The following is an 11,059-nucleotide window of genomic DNA, read 5'->3' as shown; positions in this document are numbered from 1 at the left end:
GGGCTACGGGCCCAACTGTATTAACGGGAGCTACGGGAACTACAGGTTATCCAGGTTCTACAGGAGCTACAGGACCTACAGGTCCAATAGGAGCAACAGGCACTACGGGAGCTACAGGTCCAACAGGGCTGACGGGTGCTACTGGAGCAACAGGTGCTGCCGGTGTTACGGGGGCTACGGGCCCAACAGGATTAATGGGAGCTACGGGTCCAACAGGTGATCCAGGAGCTACAGGACCTACAGGTCCAATAGGAGCAACAGGCACTACGGGAGCAACAGGTCCAACAGGGCTGACGGGTGCTACTGGAGCAACAGGTGCTACCGGTGTTACGGGGGCTACGGGCCCAACAGGATTAACGGGAGGCACGGGTCCAACAGGGCCCACGGGCGTTACCGGTGCAACAGGTGCTACCGGAGCTACAGGTCCGACTGGAGCCACAGGTCCAACAGGCCCAACTGGAGCTACAGGTCATAATGATCATATTAGTAATTTTGGCACTAATGGAAGCACCTTATTAATTGCAGTCGGAAGTCCAATCCCATTTAACGGAACAGCAGTAACAAGTGGAACGTCGGTTACTCAAACTAACTCGACTACATTTACTTTTAATGCGACAGGTCACTATTTAGTGGAGTTTACTGCTAGTTCAACTCTATTGAGTTTATTGGCAAGCACTCAAATAGAATTAAATGGTTCTCCAATTGGACCGACTTCTAGCTTAATTGTAGCTGGATCGCAAATGACAATTGTTACAATCATTCCTGTAACAACTGTAGGATCGACTTTACAAGTTGTTGTATCGGGGTTGGCATTAACGTTAGCTGCAGGTAATTCCTCTGCAATTAACATCATTTTGTTAAGCTAAGATTCGACGTAGCCCGATTGGTTCGGGCTGCGTTTATTCCACTTATTGATTAGTTCTGCTGTTGGATAATAAAAGTCTTGGGAGAGTTCGAAAGCTTCTAGGGGCGCAGCTAAACCTGTTATCTGTTCTAGCGTTTTTCGATCTTGAGCAAGAAGTGCTGCTTGCACCGTTTCTGGACTTGCTTCCCCCTTTTCATTTTTTAAAGGCGCAAAGCAATCCTCTCGTTTATACAAAAGGCCTTTTACACGTGTTGCTTCCGGAAGAAGATCAAAAATAAATGTTTCAAATTTCCAGGCGTTCGGTGTGCTTGAATTGACGCTTTGTCCATCTGGATTCAAGTATTTTGCCGATTTCCAGTTAGCATGAAGCGGTAACGTTTTTCCAGATTCGGCATACTGTTTAATGAAATCCATTGAAAAACAAAATAGGCTAATATTTGCGCAAGGATGCTTAAACTGTCCACTTGGCAGTCGCTCATCCCTTTCACTTGCTGGAATCTCAGTGTATTCAATCACTTCTGTTTTGCCATCTCTCTTAACAATGATACCGACTTTTTCCTCAGCATGTAGGCGAGGGATACATTTAATCGTGATATCTAGATTTTGATCTGCATGAAAGCCAATCAGTTCGGCATCAAAAGGATCTGCTAATGGATTATCAATCAACACGTAATTGACCCACCGAACACCCTTATTGTGCCATTTTTGCCAGGTCCCACTTTTATAGAAGTGAATTAGGGACATGCCGTTTCCATCAGGTCCTAAAGCAATATGATCGGGTTCTTCCAAGAAGAGAGATCCCTCTTGATTCAGAAAAGGGAGCATACCTTGAGAAAAAAAGGAAAGTTGGTGAGAAGAAAGGCCAAAATTGTTGTGGTTGGTAAAAAAAGTTGTCGTTTGTTGATGATTCAACGGGGAAGTCATAATTGCTATTGGGAGGGTGACCCCTAACTGCTTTCCCGCGGCTAACGTTTTTTCAGCAAATAACTGAAACAAGCTTTTATGTTTGATAGCGGAAATAGGGAACATCCCTTTTGGACCGTCCATTTTAAGACGAGTACCTTGTCCTCCTGCTACAATGATACATCCCACTTTGCCTTCAGAAATGAGATCTTGTCCTCGATTTTTGAGAATCGGATTGCCTGCTTCCTCGTAATCATTAAATGCAGTTAGAGAAGAATGGTTCTCTTGAAAAGGAGACTGAATCACTTTTTTTTGCTTAAGAAAAATGGGGATTTCGATTTCTTCGATTTGTTTTGCGAGTTTTCTTTGGGATGCTTCTGAAAGATTATCCCAATTTTTCAATAAATGAAGTTGATTAATCGAAGCGAGTTTTTCAGATAAAGAAGGTTTTTCCATATTCATATAATAAATAACCAAGCAAATGAGTGCAAAAAATAAAGTTATAGTCCGTATACGCATTATGCTACGCAGCCCCATTGTGATTAAAAAGGAATTTATTATGTAGCAAATTTGATAGTTGGTTGAATTAGCAGAATAGGATGAGTCAAGTTTTTCTGCAAAGATAAAAAAATACAGATGTATTTTCATAATGCATATTTGTAAAGTTTTTTCAGTACTACTATTTAAACTTTTGTCAAAAGTGCTTTATTTCCAGGTTGTTTGTTCTGGTTAATGTTAATTAATTTATAGAAATAGTTTTATGTGTGAGTAAAATTTGAGATTAATATGTAAATGTATTATAGCTCTAAATAAAGTGATTTATTAATTTGGGAGGTCCTATGAAAAAATATCTATTTGGATTTTTTTTACTTATAACAGTAGCATCTCTACAAAGTGATGAATCGAATGATAACGATAATGAGATAAATTTTGAATGTAATGGTGAGGTGCAGGTTGTTCCCCGTCGTTATCCTTGCCGTGTTTATGCACTCAGACGTTACGATTCTGATGGAGAAATTCGCTATACAGATACTTCTTGGGCAGGCAAGCGAGAAGATGATTTTTATGATAGTTTGACTCGTTAAGGATCCTTTTCTAAAACGGATCATTTGACCTTCCTGGCCGAAACTAATGTAACAGAATGTTGCTTTATTTCTTTTTTTTTATTAATCTTATTCGATAAATCATCGATTATGATTAAAAATTAGAGAAGAAAATGAGAGCATTTAAGCAGGCCCAGCCTGTGGAACTGGATATTGTTGATTTTTCAAAAAAAGGAAATGGAAAAGGTGTTTTAAAACGAGAAGATAAAACCGACCTTTCCATCGAAGTACCTTTTTCTATTCCAGGGGACCGCGTTAAGGCTTCAGTGCTCTTCAAAAAGAGAATGAAGAAGCAACAAGGTAAGCTTGAAGAAGTAATCAAGGCAGCGCCAGTTCGTATTTCTGCAAAATGTGCTCACTTTGCAACTTGCGGTGGATGTCGTTGGCAGCAAATGGGATATGCAGAACAATTGCGACTCAAAGAAGAAAAAATTCGCGCTTTATTTAGTGCTATTTTAACTCCTGATGTCCAGTTTTTTCCTATCATTCCTTGCGATGATCCTTGGCAGTACCGCAACAAGATGGAATTCTCTTTTTCGACAGATTTATCTCAAAATAAATATTTGGGATTAATCATGGATTCAAGCCGAGGAAAGGTTTTTAATTTAACCGAATGCCATTTAACCAATTCTTGGTTTGTAGATGCTTTAAAAGTAACTAGAAACTGGTGGGAGTCTTCTAAGCTCGATGCTTATCACCATTATCGCAATACAGGATCTCTTAGGACTTTGACTCTTCGCGAAGGGCAAAGAACGGGAGATCGGATGGTTATTTTAACTGTATCTGGAAATCCAGATTATGCTTTACACAAGAGTGATTTAGATGCTTTTGTGGCTGGCTTGCGCGCGAGCATTGAATTAGATCGCCCTGAATGTCGTTTGAGTATCTTTTTAAGGATTCATCAAATAGCAAAAGGAATGGCTTCTCAATTTTATGAGATGGTCCTGTATGGCCCAGATCAAATCCGAGAAAAGCTCTATATTCAAAGTCAATCCGAAGAGCAGCCGGTTCCTCTAGAATTTAATATAAGTCCTTCCGCATTTTTTCAACCGAATACGCGCCAAGCCGAACGGCTATATTCGCTTGCACTCCAATTATCCTCTATTTCTACACCCATTACTGTATACGATTTATATTGTGGGACTGGAACATTAAGTATATGTTTATCAAAGTTTGCAAAGACTGTTGTCGGAGTTGAGATTTGTCCAGAAGCTGTCTTAGATGCACGATCGAATGCAGCTAAAAATGGATGTTCTAATGTGCATTTTTTATGTGGCGCAGTGCATGAGCAATTAACCAAAATTATAGAAGAAAATCTTTTTCCTCTACCCGATTTAGTTGTCGTCGATCCTCCTCGAGCAGGTTTGGATCCACATGCTTTGCAGCACTTGATTAAATTGAGTCCAAAAAAAATTTTGTATGTGTCATGCAATCCCCTCACGCAAGTCGATAATATTTCGAATTTAATTTCTCAAGGATATCGTCTTGAGGCTATGCAACCAGTGGATCAATTCCCCCATACAATCCATATCGAAAATATTGCTATATTAACAAAAGATGAAAATTAGAAGTCTGTTCATAAAAAGAAAAAGAAGTGTAAAATAATCCCTGATTCTATGAAAAAGTCAAATTTCACTCCCGAAGCAGAATTTGGAAGTGTTAAAAATCCGCAATGAAATTTCTTTTTTAGTAGATAAAGCATAAGATATATTTCTTTTTATGAAGGGAGCTTAAGTAGAGAATTAGGAAAAACCATTATGTCATCACTCAAATTTACTGTTCATAAATCTGCAGCTAATTGCCAGGCACGTACGGGGCTATTAAAGACTGCTCATGGCGATATTGAAACACCAGTCTTCATGCCTGTTGGAACTCGAGCCGCTGTCAAAACATTGACCAATCAGCAGTTAATCGATATTGGAGCACAAATCATTTTAGGAAATACCTATCATTTGATGCTTCGACCTAATATGGATATTATGGCAAAAGCGGGTGGTTTGCACCGGTTTATGAATTGGCAACGGCCGATTTTAACCGATTCAGGAGGATTTCAGGTCTTTTCATTGGCTAGCTTAAATCAGGTGGCAAATGAAGGAGTTTATTTCCAATCTCACATAGATGGTTCACAGCTTTTTTTGGGACCCACTGAAAGTATGCAAATTCAAAAGGTGTTAGGTGCTGATATTGTGATGACATTTGATCAATGCTCACCATATCCATGTGAAAGAAGCAAAATGGAGCAAGCTTTAGATCGCACACATCTGTGGGCAAAAGTTTGCCGAGATTTTGAGTTGCAATCCTATCAAAATCTTTTTGGAATTGTTCAGGGTGGGGTTTATCCTGATTTACGCCGCCAATCAGCTGAAATACTAAGCAGCTTGAATTGCGAAGGGTATGCAATTGGGGGATTGGCAGTGGGAGAGCCGAGTGACATTATGAATGAAATAATTGAACATACTGTCCCATGCTTGCCCAATGACAAGCCGCGCTATCTGATGGGAGTGGGAACACCTCGTAACATCATTGAAGCTGTGATGAGGGGAATTGATATGTTTGATTGCGTGATGCCTACGCGCAATGCTCGCAATGGGACTGCCTTTACATGGTCAGGGAAGGTGACAATAAAAGCTGGACGCTATGCGGATGATTTCTCTCCTTTAGATCCGGAGCTCGATTGCTACACTTCTCAATTTTCCAAAGCCTATATTCGACATTTACTGAATGTCGATGAGATTACGGGATTAACTTTAGTCTCCATGCAAAATTTAGCCTTTTATCTTGATTTCATGGCTAAATTGCGGCAAGCTATCCAAAATGATACACTGAATGAATACTATCAAAAAATCTGCGCAATTTATCCTAACTAGCGCGCTAACCCGAAGGGAATTCTCATGAAAAAGCTCCTTTATTTTTTGATCATGGCTCAGATGATGGTAATGGAAACTGGCTTATTAGCTGTCGGAGAAGAAGATCTTCCCCCATCTAGAGATCAAAGTTTTTGGCAAACACTCGTGATGATTGGTGTTTTGCTTATGTGCTTTTATGTCATTCTATGGCGTCCTGAGCAAAAACGCAGAAAAGCGATGGAAGAGCAACGCAGTGCCTTGAAAAAAGGTGATCGTGTTGTCGCGATGGGGATTGTTGGGACAATCGATAAAATTCTGGAGCAGACGGTCATTCTTAGAATGGTGGACGGCTCAAAAATTGAAGTTATCAAAGCAGGTATTACAGAAGTTCTTTCTGGAACACCTGGCGAAGACATTAAAGATGTAAAAAGCGATTAAATATGTTTAAGTGTGGATGTAATCAACGTTGCTAGATCAATATCTGTTGAGTGTTCTTTTAACGTTTTTTGAATCGCTTGTTTGGCTATGGCCTGATTATAACCTAAATGTGTCAGTGCATTCAGCGCGTCTGTAATGGTTTGACTCTTTTCAGAGAAAGGAGTCGCGGTCACTAATTCGGCGGCTGGATGTACACCAATTTTTAATTTATCTTTCAATTCTACAATTAAACGCTCGGCTGTTTTTTTGCCTACGCCAGGCACCTTGGAAAGGGTGGTGATATCTTGGCCTTGAATGGCGGCGCTTAATAGTGTGGATGGAAGATGGCCAATCAAGGCGATTGCCGTCTTGGGCCCTATTCCGGATACTGCAAGCAAAATTTCAAAAAGCTCTCTTTCTTCAGCTGAAAAAAAACCGTATAGAGTTTGGGATTGCTCCCGAATCACAAATGAAACATACAGCTGCACATTTTGTCCAATTTGCGCCAGCTTTCCAAAGGTGCTTGTTGGGATAAATATCTTATATCCGATCCCACTAGTTTCAATAACCGCACAGGTGGGGGAAGAAGAAATTAGCATCCCTTTTATATAATCGTACATTATAGGTCCTTTTGAAAATTAAAGCTCGGAAAAGGCTTGTTTGTTTTTGTGTGAATACATGTAGCATAAAGTTAGGGCAAGCGCATCCGCAGCATCGGGAGGTGGCAATTGATTCAGCTGAAATTGACTTTGAATCATGGCTTGAACTTGATGCTTGCTTGCATGGCCATATCCAACAGCCGCCAATTTAACCTGAGTGGGTGAATATTCGTAAACAGGAATCTGACGCTTTTTGGCAGCAATAATGATGGCCCCTCGCGCCATTCCTAATTTAATTCCACTTTGTGGATTGGCTTTACTTGCAAATTGTGTTTCGACGACAAGCGCATTCACTGTGTGTTGTTCCAGCAAATGTGCAATGCTATCATAAATAATAAGATAGCGATCACTGAGCTTGAGAGAGGAGGGGGGTCTAATACAGCCATAGTCGATAGCAGAAAAATTAAAACCATCAAAAGAGGCGATTCCGTACCCCGTAATGTTTGTTCCAGGGTCGATTCCGATAATTTTCAATGTCTTAGTCAAAAAAAGTATCTCGATGTTTAGAAAATGTGTGATCTTTTAAATCAAAAAGTGAAGGTTGTACCGTTTCTTGAGATTCATGGCTAAATGAGAGCGGGATATTTTTTTCTGTCACTGATGGAGGGAGTAGAGGGGATCCAATCAGAGCCTCCATATTTTTCAGAATGGTTTGCATTTGATTGTGCTTCATTTCAATGGCTTTGAGTTCGTCATTCCGTGGTTCTGCTTTTTGCCATTTTTCGTGCATTTGATGGTACTGTTGTTCCCACTTTTTTGCCTGTTCCTCCAAATGACTTTCGACTTCTTTATGGGAATCGACTTTTTGTTGAAGCTCAACAATTTTTTCTTCGTAATGAAGATGGATTTTTTCCATCTCATGCAAATTTAATTTTTGTTCTTCGTAGCGTTCCTGACACAAAGAAATTTCTTTTACTTTTTTAGCTAGATGCAGCTCTGCAGTTTGTAAGCCTGCTTCAAGCTCTTGCATATGCGCTTGTGCGAGAGTTAGAAGTTCTTTATCTCTCTGTTTTTCATTTGCTTGGGTTTCAACTAGTTGTTGAACGTTTTCAAATTGAATATTTTTCTCTTTGAGAAGTTCCTGAGATAGCTCTAACTGAGATTTGACTGCAAGATGAGCTAGGGTAGCTTGGTCAACATGAGATTGTAACTCGACCAATTCTTCTTGCAGTTGGATAAGCTTTGCATCAATTTCTTTGCGCTGCGCTTTCAGTTGCAGGGAACATTGCATTTCTTTTTGATAATTGGCTTCTAATTCGGTTTTCACACGATGGATTTCAGCAACCTCTTCGCGCAGAGTACGAGCAAGGTCTTTATGTTTATCGAGGTCTTGCTGGATTTGGTGTGCTCTTTGGACGGCATGGTTCTTTTCTGTTAAAGCTTCTTGCAAGAGGTTTTCTTTTTCTTTAAGCTCTCTTAAATTTTGCTGAAAAGATTGATTTAGCTCGTTTTCTAACCGATTTTTTTGAACATTTTCACTGTGAAGAGTTTGTATCTGTTGAGCTTGTTTTTCGGCTTCGAGAACGCGATTCTTTAATGTCGAAAATTGATCGCGTAATGCAGATACTTCTTCTAGGGCCTCTGCTTTAGTTTGCTGTTCTTCTGAGAGAAGAATCTTAAACTGTTCTTTCTCATGGGAGAATTCTTGGATATATTCCTGAGATTTTTGGTAATCTTCTTTGAGTTGTTGTGCTTCTAAATTGGCTTCTTCTAATCTTTCTCTAAGAAAATGGATTACTCTGTCTAATTGTTCGGCATGCTTGTGGCTTACTGCTAAGCGTTCTTCAACCCCATTTTTGTCTTTTTGTGCATGTGCTTTTTGAAGCTGTTTAAGTTGACTATTTTCTTCTTCAAGCAAGGCGAAGCTTTCATCGTAATGCTCTAGTTGCTGAAGTGCGAGTTCAAGCTTTTGTTGGATTTCCAATTGCTCATTTTCATATTTTATAACAAGCTGCTGGAGAGAGAGTAAATTCTTTAATTTGGATGCATTACTTTCTTCATCTTGATCTAAGCTAGGACGTGCCTGTTCAAGATCATAAACGCGCTGTTTTTGTAGAGAAAGGTCTTCCAAGAGACTTTGTATTTCTTCTTCTGTATATGTTTTTTTACTCAACTCTAGACTCCATGTAACGTCTGCAACTTTTTGGAAAGATAAGGATTTACGCATAGAAGATCAATCGAAAAGGAACAGAAAGGGGAGTTGTTCGATTTGGCTAATTTTGTTAAGCTTATCTTTTTTTTCATTATTCAGGAAACTTTATGTCTATTATCGATTCCCAATGGCCTTCTGAAACTCCACACAATATCATTATCCGGATGCCAAATTGGTTGGGTGATCTTGTTATGGCAACCCCTATTTTGGCTGATTTGCGACATAAATGGCCAGAAAGTAAGATCACAGTCATGTGTCAAGCTAACGTGGCGCCTCTTCTAAAAAATGACCCCCATATTGATGAAGTTTTTAGCTATCATCGTCCAAGTGGATGGATCCATCGTAGCCAACATCTTGCGATTATAGAAAAGCTACGTCAGGGAGAATATGATTTAGGCCTTTTACTGACAAATTCTTTTTCTTCCGCCTGGTGGTTTTGGCGTGGAAAGGTGCAAAATCGGATTGGATTTGAGGGAAATTTACGTCGTTTTCTATTGCAGAAGGCTGTGCCTTTTCCAATTAATCGAGAATCTCAACATTTAGTCATTACTTATAAAATGCTTTTGCTGCCGTTGGGGATTCCAGTTTCTAATACCGTTCCCAAGCTTTATGTGACAAACCAAGAGAAAAACAATGCCTTAGAAATTTTATCGCGCAATGGTTTGGATTCTTCTCAGCAGATTTTGATTGGGATTAATCCGGGGGCTGCTTATGGTTCTGCTAAATGTTGGCTGCCAGAACGATTTATTGCAGTCACTAAACGCTTGCTAGAAGATCCTAAGGTTACAATTTTATACTTTGGCGATCAAGCGGGAGCTTCGCTTGTCCATCAAATTTGTCAACATTTTCCAGAGCGTGTGCTGAATATGGCAGGAAAGACATCTATTCGAGAGTTGATGGCACTCATGCAGGAATGCGCAGTTATTTTGACAAATGACAGCGGACCGATGCACATGGCTGCAGCATTAGGCATTCCCCTAGTGGCTCTATTTGGATCCACAAGTCCCATTAAAACAGGGCCTATGCCTCAAGGAAAAGTGATTCAGCATCCTGTGGAATGCTCTCCTTGCTATAAACGGGTTTGCCCGATAGATTTTCGATGCATGAAAAAGATTGAAGTGGAAGAGGTCTATCAAGCGGTTCGACAGCAAATCCCTCATAGAGAATAAGTTTTAATGGAATTTAAACAATTTGATAATCCTTCCCTGCATCGATGGTTTTTGGAGCATAAAAGGGATCTTCCTTGGCGAAATACATCAGATCCCTATGCGATTTGGGTTTCTGAAGTCATGCTACAACAGACTCAGGTTGCTGTTGTAATTCCATACTTTGAACGGTGGATGACCCAGTTCCCTACGATTGCAACCTTGGCGGAAGCTCCATTGGATCATGTCATTAAAGCTTGGGAAGGCTTGGGTTACTATTCTCGGGCTCGTCATTTACATGAAGCCGCTCAGTTTGTGCTACTTCACTGGGAGGGTCAACTACCCGATCGTGAAGAGGACTTAAAAAAAATCAAAGGTCTTGGTCCTTACACAATTGGGGCAATTCTCAGTTTTGCTTTTCACCAAAAAAGAGCGGCCGTAGATGGAAATGTGATGCGTGTGCTTACACGCTATTTTAACATGACTGATGATATCAGCAAGCCCAAAACTGTGCAGATGCTTCGCCAAATGGCTTTATCGATTCTCCCTGAGGATGCCCATTGGATCACCAATGAAGCTTTAATCGAACTTGGAGCGACAATCTGTAAAAAGAAGGCGGAATGTCAGGCTTGCCCTTTGAGCTCTTCTTGCTTAGCCTATCGTTCTGGAACAGTATCTGAGCGGCCCGTTAAGTCTGCTAAAGTCAAAGTAGAAAAACTTTTTCGAATGGTTCCGATTATTCAATATGAACAAAAGGTACTTGTGAAAAGAGGTAAAAAAGGGGAGATTATGTCAGATTTATATGAATTCCCTTACTTTGAAAAAAATCTTGAAAGTATTCATATTCAAGAGCTTAAGTAAATAATCTCGCATGAATTCAGTCTAAATGTCACACACATTTTTTCTATGGATGCCGTTACACATGGATTTACGCTCTTTCACGTGACACTATTTCCAGAATTATTTCAA

11 protein-coding genes are annotated in these 11,059 nt (G+C 40.1%); 7 read left to right on the top strand and 4 right to left on the bottom strand.

The window, feature by feature from the left end:
* Nucleotides 1-866: BclA C-terminal domain-containing protein (locus AB7E63_RS12420; RefSeq protein WP_428419605.1), on the top strand; the 866-nt coding region annotated here is incomplete at its 5' end.
* On the opposite strand, the gene AB7E63_RS12415 is transcribed toward AB7E63_RS12420, so the two are convergent.
* The gene (locus tag AB7E63_RS12415) at nt 863-2,230 is read right to left on the bottom strand and encodes a UTP--glucose-1-phosphate uridylyltransferase (RefSeq protein ID WP_006342571.1); all 1,368 of its coding nucleotides are present in this window, start codon (nt 2,228-2,230) and stop codon (nt 863-865) included. The two genes, AB7E63_RS12420 and AB7E63_RS12415, sit on opposite strands and share 4 nt — an antisense overlap.
* Nucleotides 2,231-2,607: 377 nt before the next feature.
* Between AB7E63_RS12415 and AB7E63_RS12410 the strand changes: the two genes are divergently transcribed.
* The 4 genes from AB7E63_RS12410 (at nt 2,608) to yajC (ending at nt 6,155) form a co-directional block, all read left to right on the top strand.
* Nucleotides 2,608-2,853: a hypothetical protein gene (locus AB7E63_RS12410; protein ID WP_013925627.1), complete on the top strand. Its 246-nt coding sequence runs from the start codon at nt 2,608-2,610 to the stop codon at nt 2,851-2,853.
* 131 nt (nt 2,854-2,984) lie between these two features.
* Complete coding sequence (rlmD, locus tag AB7E63_RS12405; RefSeq protein WP_284452733.1) at nt 2,985-4,439, top strand: 23S rRNA (uracil(1939)-C(5))-methyltransferase RlmD; 1,455 nt, start codon at nt 2,985-2,987, stop codon at nt 4,437-4,439.
* Nucleotides 4,440-4,628: 189 nt separating this feature from the next.
* Nucleotides 4,629-5,738 (top strand): tRNA guanosine(34) transglycosylase Tgt, encoded by a 1,110-nt coding sequence (tgt, locus tag AB7E63_RS12400; RefSeq protein ID WP_059359767.1) that lies wholly within the window; start codon nt 4,629-4,631, stop codon nt 5,736-5,738.
* A 69-nt stretch (nt 5,739-5,807) separates the two neighbouring features.
* Nucleotides 5,808-6,155 (top strand): preprotein translocase subunit YajC, encoded by a 348-nt coding sequence (gene yajC, locus AB7E63_RS12395; protein ID WP_348638798.1) that lies wholly within the window; start codon nt 5,808-5,810, stop codon nt 6,153-6,155.
* Here the strand turns inward: yajC and ruvA are convergent.
* The 3 genes from ruvA to AB7E63_RS12380 are packed head-to-tail and all read right to left on the bottom strand — an operon-like array spanning nt 6,152 to nt 8,906.
* Entirely contained in the window at nt 6,152-6,754 is a 603-nt protein-coding gene (gene ruvA, locus AB7E63_RS12390; RefSeq protein WP_006342565.1) for a Holliday junction branch migration protein RuvA, read from the bottom strand. The genes yajC and ruvA overlap by 4 nt on opposite strands.
* 18 nt (nt 6,755-6,772) lie before the next feature.
* Nucleotides 6,773-7,279, bottom strand: a complete 507-nt coding sequence (gene ruvC, locus AB7E63_RS12385) for a crossover junction endodeoxyribonuclease RuvC (RefSeq protein WP_013925625.1) — start codon at nt 7,277-7,279, stop codon at nt 6,773-6,775.
* A complete protein-coding gene (locus AB7E63_RS12380; RefSeq protein WP_428419604.1) occupies nt 7,272-8,906 on the bottom strand; it encodes a hypothetical protein in 1,635 nt (544 codons plus the stop codon). Before AB7E63_RS12380 ends, ruvC begins: the two co-directional genes overlap by 8 nt.
* A 146-nt stretch (nt 8,907-9,052) precedes the next feature.
* Here AB7E63_RS12380 and waaF point away from each other — a divergent pair, with 146 nt between their 5' ends.
* Together waaF and mutY are read left to right on the top strand one after the other, a co-directional pair.
* Nucleotides 9,053-10,114 (top strand): lipopolysaccharide heptosyltransferase II, encoded by a 1,062-nt coding sequence (gene waaF, locus AB7E63_RS12375; protein WP_006342562.1) that lies wholly within the window; start codon nt 9,053-9,055, stop codon nt 10,112-10,114.
* A 6-nt stretch (nt 10,115-10,120) separates the two neighbouring features.
* Nucleotides 10,121-10,951 carry an A/G-specific adenine glycosylase gene (gene mutY / locus AB7E63_RS12370; RefSeq protein WP_428419603.1) on the top strand — a complete coding sequence of 277 codons (831 nt, stop codon included), beginning with the start codon at nt 10,121-10,123 and terminating at the stop codon, nt 10,949-10,951.
* Nucleotides 10,952-11,059 lie beyond the last annotated feature (108 nt).

This window comes from Parachlamydia sp. (assembly GCF_050255895.1).
GTDB classification, from domain to species: domain Bacteria; phylum Chlamydiota; class Chlamydiia; order Chlamydiales; family Parachlamydiaceae; genus Parachlamydia; species Parachlamydia acanthamoebae.
The sequence above is the reverse complement of the archived record's forward strand: the minus strand, read 5'-3'. Positions and strand labels throughout refer to the sequence as shown.